19 protein-coding genes are annotated in these 16988 nt (G+C 49.1%); 18 read left to right on the forward strand and 1 reads right to left on the reverse strand.

The window, feature by feature from the left end; genetic code table 11:
* Positions 1-53: 53 nt before the first annotated feature.
* Positions 54-1007 (forward strand): hypothetical protein, encoded by a 954-nt coding sequence (locus MKY42_RS06565; RefSeq protein ID WP_339849823.1) that lies wholly within the window; start codon positions 54-56, stop codon positions 1005-1007.
* A 51-nt stretch (positions 1008-1058) separates the two neighbouring features.
* Here MKY42_RS06565 and MKY42_RS06570 read toward each other — a convergent pair whose 3' ends face one another.
* Positions 1059-1541, reverse strand: a complete 483-nt coding sequence (locus tag MKY42_RS06570; RefSeq protein WP_339849826.1) for a hypothetical protein — start codon at positions 1539-1541, stop codon at positions 1059-1061.
* Positions 1542-2120: 579 nt separating this feature from the next.
* On the opposite strand from MKY42_RS06570, the gene MKY42_RS06575 reads away from it, so the two are divergent.
* From MKY42_RS06575 to MKY42_RS06655, 17 genes are all read left to right on the forward strand, one after another.
* Positions 2121-3974 (forward strand): DUF4127 family protein, encoded by a 1854-nt coding sequence (locus MKY42_RS06575; protein ID WP_339849829.1) that lies wholly within the window; start codon positions 2121-2123, stop codon positions 3972-3974.
* Between the two features lie 260 nt (positions 3975-4234).
* Positions 4235-5212 (forward strand): hypothetical protein, encoded by a 978-nt coding sequence (locus MKY42_RS06580; protein WP_339849831.1) that lies wholly within the window; start codon positions 4235-4237, stop codon positions 5210-5212.
* 189 nt (positions 5213-5401) lie between these two features.
* Complete coding sequence (locus MKY42_RS06585) at positions 5402-5602, forward strand: hypothetical protein (RefSeq protein ID WP_090894166.1); 201 nt, start codon at positions 5402-5404, stop codon at positions 5600-5602.
* Positions 5602-7065 (forward strand): phage tail sheath family protein, encoded by a 1464-nt coding sequence (locus tag MKY42_RS06590; RefSeq protein ID WP_339849834.1) that lies wholly within the window; start codon positions 5602-5604, stop codon positions 7063-7065. Before MKY42_RS06585 ends, MKY42_RS06590 begins: the two co-directional genes overlap by 1 nt.
* Before the next feature lie 174 nt (positions 7066-7239).
* Entirely contained in the window at positions 7240-7647 is a 408-nt protein-coding gene (locus MKY42_RS06595) for a phage tail tube protein (protein ID WP_064640174.1), read from the forward strand.
* Between the two features lie 157 nt (positions 7648-7804).
* On the forward strand, positions 7805-9046 hold the full coding sequence (locus MKY42_RS06600; protein WP_339849840.1) for a right-handed parallel beta-helix repeat-containing protein: 1242 nt from the start codon (positions 7805-7807) through the stop codon (positions 9044-9046).
* A 94-nt stretch (positions 9047-9140) separates the two neighbouring features.
* Complete coding sequence (locus MKY42_RS06605; protein WP_072734388.1) at positions 9141-9575, forward strand: hypothetical protein; 435 nt, start codon at positions 9141-9143, stop codon at positions 9573-9575.
* 14 nt (positions 9576-9589) lie between these two features.
* A complete protein-coding gene (locus MKY42_RS06610) occupies positions 9590-9733 on the forward strand; it encodes a hypothetical protein (RefSeq protein ID WP_162842432.1) in 144 nt (47 codons plus the stop codon).
* A gap of 25 nt (positions 9734-9758) precedes the next feature.
* Complete coding sequence (locus MKY42_RS06615; RefSeq protein WP_339849845.1) at positions 9759-11540, forward strand: hypothetical protein; 1782 nt, start codon at positions 9759-9761, stop codon at positions 11538-11540.
* 54 nt (positions 11541-11594) lie between these two features.
* A complete protein-coding gene (locus tag MKY42_RS06620) occupies positions 11595-12224 on the forward strand; it encodes a LysM peptidoglycan-binding domain-containing protein (RefSeq protein ID WP_064641062.1) in 630 nt (209 codons plus the stop codon).
* Positions 12221-13207, forward strand: a complete 987-nt coding sequence (locus MKY42_RS06625) for a phage portal protein (RefSeq protein ID WP_339849847.1) — start codon at positions 12221-12223, stop codon at positions 13205-13207. The genes MKY42_RS06620 and MKY42_RS06625 overlap by 4 nt, the downstream gene beginning before the upstream one ends.
* The gene (locus MKY42_RS06630; protein WP_339849850.1) at positions 13200-13610 is read left to right on the forward strand and encodes a hypothetical protein; all 411 of its coding nucleotides are present in this window, start codon (positions 13200-13202) and stop codon (positions 13608-13610) included. The genes MKY42_RS06625 and MKY42_RS06630 overlap by 8 nt, the downstream gene beginning before the upstream one ends.
* Positions 13603-14058 carry a DUF2634 domain-containing protein gene (locus MKY42_RS06635; protein WP_339849852.1) on the forward strand — a complete coding sequence of 152 codons (456 nt, stop codon included), beginning with the start codon at positions 13603-13605 and terminating at the stop codon, positions 14056-14058. The genes MKY42_RS06630 and MKY42_RS06635 overlap by 8 nt, the downstream gene beginning before the upstream one ends.
* Positions 14059-14062: 4 nt before the next feature.
* A complete protein-coding gene (locus MKY42_RS06640) occupies positions 14063-15202 on the forward strand; it encodes a baseplate J/gp47 family protein (protein WP_339849854.1) in 1140 nt (379 codons plus the stop codon).
* A complete protein-coding gene (locus tag MKY42_RS06645; protein ID WP_339849856.1) occupies positions 15195-15452 on the forward strand; it encodes a hypothetical protein in 258 nt (85 codons plus the stop codon). The genes MKY42_RS06640 and MKY42_RS06645 overlap by 8 nt, the downstream gene beginning before the upstream one ends.
* The gene (locus MKY42_RS06650; RefSeq protein ID WP_339849858.1) at positions 15412-16002 is read left to right on the forward strand and encodes a YmfQ family protein; all 591 of its coding nucleotides are present in this window, start codon (positions 15412-15414) and stop codon (positions 16000-16002) included. The genes MKY42_RS06645 and MKY42_RS06650 overlap by 41 nt, the downstream gene beginning before the upstream one ends.
* A complete protein-coding gene (locus MKY42_RS06655) occupies positions 16002-16979 on the forward strand; it encodes a phage tail protein (RefSeq protein WP_339849861.1) in 978 nt (325 codons plus the stop codon). The genes MKY42_RS06650 and MKY42_RS06655 overlap by 1 nt, the downstream gene beginning before the upstream one ends.
* The last annotated feature ends 9 nt before the right edge of the window (positions 16980-16988 follow it).

A 16988-nucleotide genomic window follows, 5' to 3' on the forward strand; every position in this document is an offset into this window, starting at 1 on the left:
AACTGTTGCTGGTCGTGTGTATATCAGGATTCGCATCGATGAAGGGTGGTGGCATGTTGGATCGACGTTTGTTGGAAGAAGGGCTGGCTATTATGGTATCCAGTCGGGAGCGTACAGGAGATTTGTGGCACGCCCATTATGGGGCGGGAGCTATTGCGGCTTATTTTTGGGTGCGGGAAAATCGTCTCACTGCCCTTGCAGCAGGCAGTGTTACAGCTGAGGCGAAAGCGATGCTTCGCCAGCACGGATTGAACGATGGCTTGACCTCCCGGAAGGGAGAGATTTTGCCCAGAGAAGAGTCCGAAGCGCGTATTACGGCAGCGCTGGATCGAACCATCGGAGAACTGCACTGGGTTGGCCATCAGGCCATCTATGGTGCCCTTAGTCTAAAAGCCATTCGTGAACTGGATGGGTGGGGCACGGAGCAGGACATGAATCAGATGGTTGAGCTTATAGATTCTTTTGAACGAACCATTCCAGGTAGATCCTGGGTAAACACAACGGTGAAAGAAATTCGCAGCTTGAAGTTAAATGAGGCAGACGGATTCCCTGATATAGAACGCCCGGAACAATTGTCCCGGCTGATTCTGGATGAGCTTGGCGCATTTCGTACCATCTATCAGGCAGAAGCACATCATGATCTGATCGGCCACATGCTAACCTACGGGCACGCGCTTAATATATTATTTGAACTGGATTATCCTGCTTTGTTCCATAAAGGCATTCCGCCTTTTCTCACGATGGTCAAGGCGCTGCGACTGAGTAGGGATGTGGATGTTGCACAGGAGATGCCCACACTGCAATCTCCTGTAGACCGTCTGCCATTGATCCGTGCAGAACGCTCTGTTGCACTTCCACATGAACTGGAATACTGGCTCACTGACAGACGTTCTCGCGATTGGCACGGAGGTCATCTGTTCAAATTTCCATTCAGCTTCTACCATCATGCCAGAAACGGAAATTCGGTTCCGGAAAGCTGGGAAAACTTCCGCTATATTATCGCGTGAGCAAAATACGTTTAAGAGAGCACAGCCTGAGATGGCTGTGCTTCTTCTTTTTTAACGCAGCCATATTTCAAGGATAAACAGGAGCAGAATAACTCTGGACGCCAGCATGTATGGTGATTTTCGTATGGGCTGATGCGCTGACCATATTCCCCAGGAACTCATAAGCGCGATACTCCCCCAGAACACCCACAAGGGAATGCCTTCGGGCGTAAATGGAAAGGAGAGCGAGGGCAGCCTTGTGTTTCCAACCCCAAGCAGAACCGTGGTCATATAGACGAGCACAAGGAAAAGTAACTCAAAAAGCAGCGTTTGCAGCCAGAAATAATAGATGTGCAGCACTCGAAGCAGAATGACTGTGACCAGGATAAACAGGATACCAACGGATGAGAATGTTGCAGTGGTCCATCCAATGAGTGAAGTAGTTAGAGCATCTGTTTCCTGATAAAAGGTGTACATTGTCAATGCATACATAACGGGGCCAGCCATATAACTGGTAACAGCGATCCACAGATAGAACCAGAGCTTTTTTTTCATAATTGTATCCATCCTTTATTGTAATTAGGGTTAGAAAGGCTGCTATATCATATAAACAGCATCAGGAATGGATTTGTTGGGTTATCCGACAGAAGTCTCTGCAAGAAATCGACGTTTAACCGCCGTGAGAGCAACAACAAATAGACGTAATCCATACGGACAACCGACAGCGCGACCGATTTAAACATGTAAGATTGTATTATCGGATCAGTAGCAAGTGGCCTATCCCGATAAGCACATACGCTAATGTACGGTCCAGCCAAGGGTCGTTTTTTTATGCGGTGATTGCACACTTGCTCTGATCGGGTACTAAAGGGAGAACGAACATAACATTATTAAGTTGAATTTTATTTTTACACCAAAACGGAGAGTGCAGAACCAATCTGAAGAAGCGAAGTTGAAAGCTTTCTGCAAGAAAGCTACTTCGTAAGCATACTCTCGCCTTTAGCACCGGATTTTACCCTTGAACTAAGGGATCAAGAAAATCTGGGGATAAGAGCGATCGGAAGATGGTACTGCAATCGCAGTGACAAGGTGTAACATCTCTAGTTCAACTTATCTAACAGGAGGTTTTCGGATATGAAAACAGTATTGTATGTTCCACTGGATGATCGTCCAGCGAATCTGGATGACGTCGTTGTACAAGGAAAAGCAGCCGGTATCCACATCATTACACCGCACCTGGGTGACATTCAAAATCGTCTGGATTCCGAGAAAACGGTAGAAGGGTCTACATTGCTTGGAACGTCTACGCCTACGTATGGGAAACCGTCCAACATTCATGATTTCATTTTGAAAAATGCCGCCAAAGTGGATGGATTCATCATCTCTTCGGATATGCTGGCTTATGGGGGGCTGATTGGCAGTCGTCAGCTTCGTGAAGATGGAGGTGGCATATATCCTGATTATGATCAGAACACCACACGTTTGCTTGATGTGATCAAAACCATTAAAGGGAAATATCCACGTAAACCGGTGTTTGTGATGGATACCATTATGCGACTCGCTACCACCTCTTTTGCAGATGGTCTCACATTGGATGCCTACAACGAATCACGTGCACTGATGCAGCAGCCGCGCCAGTCCTTTACGGCATTCGAGGATATTGTGAACGGGTATAACCTTTCTCCAGAGTCTACGGAATATGGGGAAACGACGTATTTTAATAAAGAACAGTACTACAACACCAGACAACATAAATTCAAAACCAATCTGTACATTCTGGATAAGCTTGCTCGCCAAGGATATATTGACTTCCTCGCCGTAGGAGTAGACGATGCGAATACGCAAGGCGTTCAGATTAACGAGATCAATTATGTGGAAGCACGAATCAATGAATGGCTTGGTGGGACGGATGGACAAAATTCGGATCGGGCTATTATTCTTCCGGATGCGGATGGCCTGGGTCACGCTCTGGTCGCTCGTATGGCGAACCAATTGCTTCGTGGTGGGAAGAAGACGCGTTATGCAGTGAAATATTTTGGCCCTCATGGTTCCACGATTATCAATGCCTATGAATATATGGATGTGCACGAGAATGTGGTACGCCATGTGGATATTGTAGGTGGTGTGGTTGTGGCGGATTCCGCTTACCCGGAGCCTGAAGTGGGAACGGACACAACTTCCAATGCGGAAAATGGGAATGAATTAACGAGTGCTGCCTCTATCGATGAAGCTTCTTCGTTTGACATGGCGTCCGAGCTGGATCGCATGACGAATCGTCATCCAGGCAAACCGGGTGAAAAACCGGTGCACATTGAGATTATTGCCATTACGGCGCTGGATCAGGTGCAGGCGGCAGTGGCGCAATTGACGAGTAATAGTGAGAAGGGGCTGCCTTCGGTGTTGATTGATTTTGTAGGAAAAGGTCCGGCCAACGTCGATGTAGCCGAAGCACTCCTGAACAGTCCGTATACGGGCCGGGTGCTGGGTTACAGTGCATGGAATACGCCGGGGAACAAAATCGGTATGGCTGTGGGTATGGGACAATCCCGTTATGCTCTGATTACAACAGAAACACATGCCCACGGGTTGCGAGATGCCATGAATGCACAGGGGTCATTGTTGTTCAAACGTTTCCTGAAAGATTACTACTACAAAGCAGTAGCGATTGCAGATATTCGCACGTATTCCAGAGCGCATGCGCTGTATACCAATGTGGCAACCCTTGCGGATCAGAATATGGTGTTGTTTAACTCAGAAGAAGATTATGCTCATTTGCAGACCTTACTCAGGGATCTGATGCAGACCCACACCACGGCACTGGCGAACAAAACCGCTTTTGCCCAAGGGAATGTAGCGATAAAGCAAATCTGTAATGGAGAAGCAACTTATGCGGAATATTGCAGTGCACTGCTGGAATATGCGAATCCCGATTTCATCTGGGGACGTGCGTTTGAGATTACGTTGAATCCCAAGGTTACGCTGAAATAAGGTGCTTATGGTATGAGACGCGCTGAGTCGTCTTTTTTCCACCCCAGATGCACCCTTATTCGCACCGAAGTCGTACGAATCACCATCCGCGCTAGGGATGAAAGGGTGTAAGATTGTATTATCGGATCAATAGCAAAGGACACACACCGAAAGCACATACGCTAATGTACAGATCGGCCACAAGGGGCCGGTCTTTTTGTTGCGGTGAATGGTGTCCAGCTTTGGCGCCGGTATATTTAGAGCTGAGTTAAAGGGGGAATTTGCTGCTGCAGCATGGTCGCTGCACAATGCGGGCAGATCGCAAACTTGCAGCTGAAGGGGGCGAAATGAATGTGTCTATGAGTAGTGGGGTAAACAACACGGCCAGCACAGGGCAAGTGAGCAACGTCATCAGGCAAACGATTAAGCAGAAGCTGGAGGCTCTTGTCCCGGCATGGAATGGCCGAGTACAGGATATTCCTGCACCGGGAGAGGTATTAGCCGGACCTTGTGCCGTAATTGCTTTTGCAGAAGAAGTACCGAAGTCTGCTTGGGCGGGGTATAGGAGGATCATCAAAATCTCTCCCTATGCACGCCCCGAAGATGGAGGGGCTGAACAAGTGGAAGCATGGTCAGCAGCGCTGATGGAAGGACTGCATCAGGTCAGGCTGGAGGATGAAGAAGGCGGGGCATTTACCTGCATTTATCTGGGTTCTTCGGATTGTGATCGTGTGGATGCCAGTTCTGGACTGGTTACGCGCAGCCTGCGATTTGGGGTGTATGTTCCGGAAACGGTGGAATACGCTCAGGCTGGAGCAACAGATTCGTGGATGGCTGCACTTCAGGGCTGGACACGAACCCAGCTCGGGCAGGAATGGTCCATATATGGGGATGTCTGGCCTGGAGGTTATACGACTAAGTCCATCCTGTGGCGATTGACGGGATGCAGCACAACCACCGCAGGGACTTCTGCGCTGGAGATTCGTAAGCAATGGATTGGGCATGTGCTGTCTGCAAATGTAACAGATGTCCGTCAAACGGTCACACATCTGGTTGAACAACTGGCTGTGCAGCCCCGTATTGCTTTGACGGATACAGACGGTACGCGATATGTGACGGTGGATGAAGTTTCTGCCGACTTGCAGGCAGACGCCTATTTGAACGGACAGATTCGTCTGACGCTGCAGCAGCGTATTCGCCGTCCGGGTACGGATGTGCCATTAATCCGCGAGATTCACCATAGCAAAGGGATAGAGTAAGTGCTAGTCGAGAGGGACTCTAGATGGGGTTCCAGATGAGAAATTCAATATCATACGTTAGCTTCAAATTTATAGGTTCATAGGTTCATAGGTTCGTAGGTTCATAGGGACAAAAATTCATAGGTCAAAATTATAGTCCAAAGATCAGGTTCAACGAATTCAGTAGTCAAACAATGAGGTGAGATGGTTATGGCAAGCTCAGTGAAAAAAAACAAACAGGCTGCCACGCAATATACGCGGGCCGAGCTGATGAATCATGCAGAAGCCCTATTTGCCGTTAAGGCAGAGGTGCTGCATGGTGCGCTGTACGAAGCAGCGCAAGTGACGTTTTCCATTGAGGAAGCGAAGGAACGCATCAACCAATTTATGAAAGCGAAGGTGAAGGGATAATGGCAGGCGGAACTTGGGAGCAAACGAATCGTCCGGTACTTCCGGGCTTATATATGAATTTTCAGGCGGCAGCGTCATCGGCCATTCAGGCTGGTAATCGCGGGACGGTTGTTGTGCCGATAAAGGCCAACTGGGGTCCGGTAGGTACTTTTGTAGAAATTGGCAGTGAAGCTGCAATTGATCGTATTTTCTCGGCGCATGCCCTGGATAACGGGACAGCTTATACATCTTTGAAGCTCGCCCTGCTAGGCGGACCGAAAAAACTGCTCGCTTATCGGGTAGCCGGGGAAACGGCGAAAGCAGCGACGCTTACGCTGAAAGACAGTAGTGATGCAGCCGTGCTGCAACTGGACGCCAAGTATCCGGGTGATAAAGGTAACGGCTTCTACGTCACCATTCAGCCGGGAGTAATTGATAATACAAAGCATGAAGTGCGCTTGTTTGAAGGCAACCGGATGCTGTATGCACTGCTGACTGCGGATATTTCGGCAGCATCGCTGGCGAAAGAGATCAATGCGGATGAAAGCAACATTTGGATTAACGCTCAGGCGATTGGCGATGGTACAGGTATCGTTGCAACCGTTGCAGGAGCGGCGTTCAAAGGTGGTGCAAGTGGCAACGATGGACTGACCAATGCGGAGTATATTGCCGTGCAGGGCGCGCTGGAAGGTGAGCAATTCGACGTTTTGGCACTGGATCATGCGGCGGATGCGCCTGTGCTGGCGAGCTTTGCAGCATGGGTGAAACGTGTCCGCAGTGAGGGTAAACCCGTGATGGCAGTATTCGGCGGTTCTACGGCGGATGACACCTCTGCTACAGCAGCACAGAAGGCGGCGGCACGTTCACTCACGTTGAACCATGAGGGTGTAATCAATGTGGGTACGGGTGTGCGTCTGGGTGATGCGTTCTACAGCTCGGCGGAAACGTCAGCATATGTTGCGGGTCTGATTGCCGGACAACGTTTGAATGAATCCACCACATACGCACCTTCTCCGTTCGATGACGTGACGCGTCGCTGGACTCGTGCAGAACAGGAGCAGGCGGTACAGAATGGCGTATTTATTTTCTTCCATGATGGACGTCAGGTGAAGGCGCTTCGCGGAGTGAATACACTCGTGACCCCTGCTGCAGGACAGAATAATGCCTGGAAAAAAATCCGTTCGATTCGTGTGATGGATGCAATTAATACGGATTTGCAGCGCTCTGCTGAAGATACGTATATCGGCAAAGTGAACAATACGGAAGAGGGCCGTCAGGCGCTGATCGGTGCGATGAAAGCCTATCTGGCGCTGCTCGCACAGAGCAATGTCATTGAAGCTGAGGGATACGATGTCGTTCTCGATCCGGCGTATTATGGTGCTGCACCCATTCTCAAGCCAGAGGCAGATCAGGTATTTCTGCAATGGAATGTGAAGCTGACGGATGTGATGGAGCAGTTGTTTGGAACGTTTTACGTGCAATAAGGTTGTGTAGAAGAGAAGATCGGTTATTAGATTGACTAAAATTTTCGAGCTGATGTTTTACACGATAACGGAGAGGGCAGAAAAATCTGGGGATAACAGTGATCGGAAGATTGTTCTGCCCGTGAGTTATACCGTGTAACAATGATCAGCCAACCATTCCAAGGAGGAATTGTCATGTTGGATGCGTCAAGAGTAATTCTCGGTACCCATGGTCAGCTGCATATCGATGGTGTGTGGCAGACGAATATTAATAAGCTGGAGGCCAGCGTAGAAATCGAGAAGCGTGAGCTGAATCTGGTCGGCAACGATTGGAAAGTTCACAAGAATGGTGCGAAAAAAGGAACAGGTACGATGACGGGTTACAAAGTCACTTCGGACATGATCCAGCGCGGCTTCACCAAGTTCCAGATTATTTCGAAGGTGGACGATCCAGAATCCTACGGACATGAGAGTGTCCTGCTGAAAGGCTGCATGGTGGACAAAATCCAGCTCGCCAACTGGACAGCGGGTGAGGAAGTACCAGAGGAAACAAGTTTTACATTTGAAGGATTTGAATTGTTGAACCCGATTGTTGCAAATTAAGATTTTTCAGAGCCTGCTTCTGCAAACCTCTTAGTACAAACATTTTTTTCATGTGGTATCTAGTTGCTGTGTTATAGGCCCGAAAAACTACCTTTTTCTCAACAGTGCATACTACATCATGGGAATATAAATCTTTATTACCGAGGAGACGATTGATATGTTATCGATTAAAGATTTTGAAAGTTTGGTACCCGATAAAAGTTTGCCTGTTTCCCAATGGGACTGGACCAAGGCATTTGATAAGCTGATGCAAAGTAACGAGATAAATGTAATGATTCCTTCTGGCACATATCTGCTTAAATACACACTTAAGATTACTAAGCCGAAGAATATTTATGGGAATGAAGCAATTCTAATGCTTGAAGCTCCTTTGCAAATTGAAGGCTCCAATATCAATCTCAACGATCTTAAGTTCAGGAGTGAAAAGCAAGTTCGGGCGATTCAACTGCATAATACTATGAATGTAAGTATTCATCATTGTGACTTTGAAGATATCATGGAAACGGCTATTTATTTTGAGAACAAAAGTCATCAAAATGTTAGTATCACAGACTGCAATTTTAAAAATATAGGTAGAAACATTACGAATATTGTTGTTCAGGGTAATGCCGTTTATGTTCAAAATGCTGCTACAGTATTTATCGAGAATTGTGAAATGCATGAAATTTGGGGGCAATCCGCCATTACGGTACGAAGTTCAAGTGATATCAAGATTACCAATTGTATCATTGAGGATACTGCTTATCGTGGAATTCAAACGTATGGTTCCGATTCGGGTTCGGCAGCAGATTCTGTGCGTAACATGGAGATTACGGAATGTGAAATCAGAAGAACAGGGGAGTTAAACCAGACCCTGCAAGGTGATGCTACAAATGGAATTTTTGTTCGCAATCCGCAGGGGACTGCAGCTGACGTTAAAATCTCCAACTGCACTATTGAATATTGCGGAGAGAACTTCATCGAAGGGAACTTTCACGCATACAACAATACGATGAATTATTCTGGTTATTATCCTCATTTCACGACGCCTTCGAAAGAGGGATTGTTCCCTCAAACTAACTCGGTAATTGAAGGGAACTCTATTCATTACTCATATTTGGAAGCAATCAAGTTATTTTTCAGCCGCAACAATATTGTGATCTATAACAATACAATTCATGATTGGGATATGACAACAGCATCCCAATCTTCCTACTTGCCAGCGATCACGATGCAAACGAAGTTATCTTCGGATGTGATGAATAATATTACAATTCAAAATAATACGATTACTGGTCCGGCAAGGAAATTGATGAATGGAAATACGATTAAAGGAGAACAAGAAGTAATCAAAAAAATTCCGTCCCCTGGAACTTTTGGTACGATTATTTATTCCAATAATCAGATTATTCTTGAATAATGATGTTGTTTGTAGAGTTATTAATGAGCAGCCCATACAAGGGCTGCTTTTATTTTAAATTGAAACTATTTAGCTAATAAGGAGATCACAACCAATGAGTATGAATGAAAATATGTCCGAAGAACAAATTTTGGATCAGTTGTTTGAAGCAGCAGAACGTTTGCCGGAAGAGAATGTACGCATTCAACGTTTGGATCTGTTGCTGACCCTGCGTGGATTGACGTCCTCCAAAGTGGATCAGATCCGTGAACGCTGTACCATTCGCAAAACGGTCAAAGGCCGCACCGAAGAAAAGGTGGATACCGAAACATTTAACGCACTGTTGATCTCCGAAGCTACTGTGAAAATGAATGTACGCAGCCTGGAACTGTCCGGGTGGGGAGACAACCGCATCACAGGCCGCATGAAGCTGTCCGGTGGGGAACAAGCGGTTCGCCGCATGTTACTCGCGGGTGAGCTGGATGCCGTTGGCGACAAGGTGCTGGAGCTGTCCGGCTTCGGTGTGGAGATTGAAGACCTAAAAAACTGATTCACTCCGGCGGGATGACTACGTTCCTGTATCACATGTGGGTTCGTCATCATCTACGGCCCGGAGAATTCTGGTCTTTGCCACGTGGGGAGCGTTCGCTGTTGATTGCTTTTTCGGAAGAGGAAATGGCAGCGATCACCTCGCAAATGAATCGATAATCAAAAAAGGTAGGAGGTGAAAGAAATGGCAGAAATGATTGTGGGTTTGTCCAAATCAAACGCGGAGATGCGAACGACCATCCGGTATCTGGATCAGATTCAGCGTTCTACGGAACGGCTGGGCAGAGTTCGCTATCAGAGTCTAATCAAGGTGAACAATGAGCTGAGGACAACCGGGCGTAGGCTGGAGAGTGTTTATAGCACGGCTGTGCGAATCAGCAGGCTGCGGATTACGCCCAAGATTGGGTTGGATGACCAACTTAGTCCGGCACTTGATCGCGCACTAGTGAAACTGAACAGCTTTAGGAACCAGGTGGTTAAGGCTTCCGGGACTGTATCAGTGGAGGTTCGGCAGAAGGTTGAAGTGGCGATGGGGAAAATGAACCCGGCGAGCAGTTCCTCCATGTCCGTTGTGATCGGGAGCCATAATACCACGATTAACAACGTGGCTAAAGAAGAGGATAAAAACTTCTGGGAAAAAGTATTGGAATATACCAGTACTGGTTTGGATATTGCAAATAATTTAACCGATTTGATTGGGAAGGGAAAGAAAGCTTGGTCTGATCGAAAGTCTAAAAAGGATAAGGCTTCTAATCCCAGTAAGAGTACAGAAGTGGCGGAAGGTAAGATAGGCAAGAATCAAACTCGAAACAGTTCAAGAACAGGTAGTGACACATCAAGCAAACCGCCTGTCCGGAAAGTATCTGGTGGACGAGGGGGAGGAAGGTTTGCTTCCAGAGCAGCTACTCCAACTCCTGCACCAACGCCGATTGTGTCCCGAATTGATACAGACACATCTGAGCGTGCCTTTCAGGAAGCTAAAAAAATGGACAGAAACCGAAGAATTGGTGGCGGCAAAAAGTCAAATTCGGTATCAGGCTTGATGTCCAGTTCACCCATGGCGATGTCCAATCTCTTCTCGGGAGATGGCATGTTGGGTAAATTGGGCGGCGGCCTTGCCAAAGGTGCTGGAAAACTGGTTCGTCCAATCAGCATGCTCGCTGATGTGGCCAACATCGCAACCGCACCTCCTGAGGAGCGGGGCCGAGCGGTTGGTTCCATGATTGGCGGCACAGCAGGTACAGCGATTGGCAGCGCTATCGGCAGTGTTCTTTTGCCTGGCATAGGAACATGGGTTGGTGGTGCAGTCGGCGGTTGGGCTGGCAGTGCAGCAGGAGGCTGGATCGGGGACAAATCCAAGGATATTGGAAAATTTATGTCCAACGCTACCGAGGGTGTGGGTAACGCATTGTCGGGTGCAGCGGATTACATCTCTGAGAAAACGAAAAACATCACCGATGGCATATCCAGTTTCTTCGGTTTTGGCTCGAAGAAGGAGGACAAGACGGTATCGGCAACAACAGTGGCTTCACCTTTGCAAGTAGCAACAGGTCCCCAGATGCCACCTGCCTATATTCCACCGGCACTGACAATGACGGGTCCGGAAGCATATATGAACAATAAGGTCGGCCAGTCTACATCTGCTGGTTTCATGGGAACAAGTGTGATGCAGTCCCAAGCCATGGGTCTAGGTAACGGAGCGCAAACTGCTGGTAATGCCAATGGCAAATCATCCACCATGACGGTACAAATATCCGAAGACCAGATGAGTAGTCTGTCCGGTTACTTGAAGGATTTTAAAACCGAGACGACCAACCAGATCTCCGTAAACGTACCACAAGGTGCTGTGCAGGTGACTGTCCGGGAGAACGCCATCGACTACGATGCCATCTCACATCAGGTTGGAATGAGATTTGCAGGCGAAGTGCGCCGTGCGATGGAAAATCGCAAAACCATTATGGCCTAAGCAGAAAGGAGGCCTGTCATGACTGTTATTGAAGATAACGTGGAAGGTGTAAAAATGGAATTTACCCTGATCGACGGGAAAACGAAGTTTCAATTTCCGGTGAAACCGGAAGAACTGACGATCTCCCGATCCAAGGGATACGAAACGATTAATATGTTGGAGTATGGCGAGTTTGATTTTGCGCAGGGGGAGAAGGTGAAGGAGATCACCTTCTCTTCTTTTTTTCCTAAAGAATATGATGCGTCCTATTGCATGTACGAGCCTTTGCCTGATCCTCGTGTAGCGATGAATATGCTGAATACGTTTCTGGTATCGAAGAAGCCGCTACGCTTCATCATTACCAACACGGGGGTGAACGTGCCCGTGTATCTGATCTCGCACAATACGACTTTCCGGGGCGGAGAGAGCGGGGATATTTACTTTGACATTACGCTGCGCACGTGGCGGGATTCCAAAGTGGAGAAGGTTGGCGGTGCAACATCCGCGAGCAAGTCCGGTTCCCGTACGGATCTGAAAACGAGCAGCAAGACTTACACCGTCAAATCTGGCGATTCCCTGTCCAAAATAGCAAAGCTTGAGCTGGGCAGCAGTTCCAAGTGGAACGAGATTTACAAGCTCAATGTGAAGACCATCGGCAGTGATCCGAACCGGATCAAGCCCGGACAAAAGCTGGTGATGCCATGACCTACAAGGTCATTGTCGACGACAAATATGACATCACAAAACTAGTGGAGACGATTACGCTGAAGGACTCGCTCGACCAGATTGCCTATCAGGCCAACATCCGGCTGGCGGTGTCTGCATCTTCAGGTCTGCCTGCGATATCACCGGGTATGGCGGTGCGGATCAGCGGGATTCCTTTTGGCGAAAAATCAATGGTTCACTTGCTGCACCCTGCGGTCATCTGGGAAGTGGAAAGCTCAAACAGCGGCACCAAGCGACTGTCCCTGACCGTCTACGACCGGATGATTTATCTGGAAAAATCAGAGGACGAGTTCCTGCTGCCGAAAGACCAGACTGCCACGCAGCGACTCAAAACGTACGCCAAGGAATGGAAAATTCCATACGCCGAGCTGCCGGACACCAAAACGAAGCTGAGCAAAGCGGTGTATCGGTCGCAGACGATTTTTTCGATGATGTTTGCCGATCTGAAGGAAACGGTGAAATCCGGTGGGGATATGTATCATCCGCGGATGACGCCCGGCGGGTTGGAGTTATTCAAGGTTGGCAGTAATGCGAAGGTGCACGAGCTGGATCGACTGATTGATCTGACCCAGATGCGTACGCTCGAAGGTGCGGTCACCAAAGTTAAAGTGATGGCAGCCTCGGAGTCCAGCAGCGGCAAAGAGGTTCCTTCCAAAGTGCTCGCGATTGAGCAGGCTAGTGTAGCCGAGCTGGGCACGCTGCAGAAGCTGATCGAGGAAGATCAGGTCAAAACGGCGACTGCCGCCAAGAAGCTGGCGAAAAGCAAGTTGACGGGTATTCAGGAGACCTTTACCGTATCTGCACCAGATGTGAATACGATTCGTGCCGGAGACGCGGTGCTGCTCAAAGGGTTGAAACTGATTGTCATGTCGGTTAGCCGTGATCTGTCCGCTGGACCTGGAACAATGACATTGGAACTGGGGACAGCCGAGCTGGTGAAAAGGAGGGTTTACCTTGAATAAAGATGATCCGTATGGGCATTTTGCCGAGGTCATGCGGGGTGCAATGAGTACGCAAACCCGTCAGGCTGTGAGTGGCCTTGGCGCGGTGTTGGGTACGATGACTTCATCCGGTGTGAAGCTGGATGATTTCAAGCACGAAGTGCAGGATTATCTCGTGGCCGAGTTATCGGGCACGCTTGGACTGCCGGAGCGCGAGGCTGCTGGCGCGATTTCCGGTATACCTGACGTGGCAAACGGCGGAACGACGGGCACGGGACGGTTTCTTTTGCAAAAAGGGGAAGTGGAAGAAGCGGTGTGGTCTCTGAGGAAAGGCTTGAAAGCCGGTGACCGTGTGCTGGCGATGCGGGTGAATGGCGGTAACGACATTGTGGTGCTGTGTAAGGTGGTGAGTGCGAATGCCTAGTTTGTTCCCACAAACGGGTGTGGTATGGGTAGATGAGGAGGATCTGTCGGGGGCGGCTTCGGAAGAGGTGCGGTTTGGACGGAGCTGGCGATTCGATTACGATGCGGGGGATTTTGTGCTGACTCCAAGTGGCAAAGTTGCTGCGGCGGGTGCGCATGAAGCCTGGGTGCAATGGTGCATTAAGGCCGTGAAAACGCCGCGGTACAGACATGTGATCTACTCCCGAAACTATGGATCGGAGCTGGATGAGTTGGTGGGTCAGGGGGACAGTCGGGGTGTGATGGAAAGTGAGATCACCCGGATGGTTACGGAGACGCTGCTGGCTGATCCACGCACAGATTCGGTGGACCAGTTTACGTTTGATTGGAATCGGGAGCAGTGCATGTTCTCGTGTCGTGTGGCGAGTGTGCAGGAAGAGATGTTTATTTTGGAAAGTGAGGTGATCTGACGGGATGGCTGAGATTCCACGTTATTTGGAGGACCAGACGGAGGAACAGATTATGCAGCGTATGCTGGATCGTCTGCCCGCGGATCTGGATAAGTCGGAGGGTTCGTTTTTGTGGGATGCGGAGGCCCCGGTAGCGTTTATGCTGTCTGAGGCGGCTTTGTGGGCCCAGGAACTGCTGCGGCGCGGCTTTGCGAGTACTGCGGCGAGCAGTGATCCGAATTTTCGTTCGGAAGAGCTGGATCTGCGGGCGGGAGAGCATGGTCTTACGAGACGGGCTGCGGTAGCGGCACAAGGTTCGGTGCAATTCACGGGTACGCCGGGCAAGGTGATTCCTGTGGGTACGATTGTGGCTACACTCGCGGATGAAGTATCTGCTGAAGCTTCGCTCGAATATGAGACGGTGGGACGTTTGGAACTGGATGCGGATGGTTCCGGGATGGTAGGCGTGCGAGCGCTTGTTGCCGGAAAAGAGAGTAATGTGCCTGCGGGCACGGTAACTGTGCTGTCTACACCTGTAAGTGGCGTGACCTCTGTAACAAATGTTGAGGTCATTAAAGGCGGTGCGGATATTGAGGCAGATACGGCGCTGCTGGAACGCTTTTATGCCAAAGTCCGCAATCAGGGGACAAGCGGCAACAAATCGCAATATGTGCAATGGGCCAGTGAGGTCCCAGGGGTTGGTGCAACAAGGGTTATTCCGTTATGGCAGGGACCGGGCACGGTGGGACTGTATCTGCTCGACACAGACAAACGTGCGGCGGGTAGCGATCTGGTGGCGGCGGTGCAGAAATATGTGGACCCAACGCAGGATGGACAGGGTGAAGGCGTTGCACCAGCTGGCCCGGTGGTGACTGTCATGCCAGCAGAAGAAGTGCCAATGAACATTCAGGTGAAGCTGACGCTGGCAAGCGATGCGACGCTGGCAGATGTACGAACATTGATCGAACGCGGGGTGACTGCGTATCTGAAACAGTTGGCTTTTGCCGATCCGCTTGTGCGCTACACTCGAATTGCCGCAATCCTGCTCGACATTCCACCGATTATCGATTATTCGGAGCTGACCGTGAACGATGTGAGCGACCAGAATATCGAGATGACCGCGAGTCAGGTGGCCGTGCTGGGGACGGTGGATGTGTATGAGTAGAGATGTAATGGAGGATGCAAAGCGCAGATATGGAGGTAGCGGTAATGTGGGACATCGGGAATGTTCTGACTATGCGGCATCCGGTTCAGCTGGAAATGAAGTAAGTGGTGGGCAAGAAGAGTGCTTGGGTCGTACGGTGCGCCGCTCGGGAACGCAGCATTTGTGCGAAGCAGTTTGCATTGACGTGAAAGGAAGGGAGGGGACAGAGCATGAGTGCTCCTTCTACTGTGCACGTTGGACTGACGAGTGAGAAAGGGCGGGAGCTGTTCTCGTATTTGCCAAGGTATTATGAGGCTTCGCGTGTCATGCAGGCTGATATGCAGACCAAAGGCACCGAGATGGATCTGCTGTATCAGGCGCTGGATGAGACGTTGGATCAGTTCTTTGTCCGCACGGCGACATGGGGCCTAGATTTCTGGGAACAGGAGCTTGGCATTGAGACGGATCGTCTCAAACCTGTTGAGCAGCGGCGTGCCGTGGTGGAGTCCAAACTGCGGGGTGCTGGGAAATTTTCGGGTAGACTGGTTGCGAACGTAGCTGAGGCGTATGCCGGGGGCAAAGTGGATGTAACATTTCAGCCGGAAGCGTGGAGCTTTACGGTGAGCTTTGTGGATACGATGGGCATTCCGCCCAATATTGATGATCTCAAACGTGCAATCGATGAATTGAAACCGGCCCACATGGCCGTGGAATATGAGTATCGCTATCTGATCTGGGACGATCTGGACAACAAACAAATGACCTGGGATGAACTGGACGCCGCGTCTCTGACGTGGAATGAACTGGAGGTGTGGGCGTAATGGCAAAAGAAACAGATCGACTAAAATTGCCTCTTCCCTTGGGGAATGAGAACGTAACCCGGGAGAGTATTAACGGGATTTTTGAAAAGATTGATGCAGGCGTTGCGACGCAGGCGGAGTTGGATTCGCTTCGTGAAGCAGTGAGCAAGATGGATATTCCCGATGCGTCTTTGACGCAGAAAGGGAAGGTACAGTTGTCGAGTAAGACGGATGGTACGTCTGAGACGTTGGCAGCAACGGAGAAGGCGGTTAGTGATGCGAGGGTGGCAGCTGAGACGAATGCGAAGAATGCGAGTTTACCGCGTACAGGCGGTGAGCTTACAGGAGTGCTAACTGCGCCTCGAATAGATATGCCTAATGGCACATCTATTCGAACCGATAGTACAAGAACATCTATTAGTGCTGCAGCAAACAGATTTGATGTTATTTCGACAGACGGGCAGAAATGCTTATTTTCATCTCGTTCGGGTGATTTTTACATGTATGATGAGACTGGCAATTTGATAACTACTGCTAAAGAACTAAAGCAATCTGGCGTTGATGCAAAGCAAAGAGTTGTGGATGCCATTAACGCCAAAGGAGGCAGTGCATCCACAAATGATACATGGGCTACACTCCAAAATAGAATAAGATCAATATACCAGGGGAAGAAGTTTGCAAGTGGAGTGGTTAATGTTAGTGGAACAAGGAATTTTTTTCTGACAGATCGAGATGGTGCAAACTACTTTAGGTCATTTATTCAAGCCTCCGGGGTGGGTTTTATACCATCTACTATAATAGCTTATCCTACACAATATCTTTTAGATAGCCATTATAATATAGTACTATACAACAATAGTATTAATGTGAATGGTTATCAGGCGTCTTTTGCAGGAGAAGTATATAGAGTAGATGGAAATCAAGCGTATGTCAGAGATGGTTCATTTCTATTGCCTGCATATAGTAGTGGTACGCATGTTTGGCTTGCGTATGAGTAGTATCACTGG

The organism is Paenibacillus sp. FSL W7-1088, from assembly GCF_037969855.1.
Taxonomy (GTDB): Bacteria; Bacillota; Bacilli; order Paenibacillales; family Paenibacillaceae; genus Paenibacillus.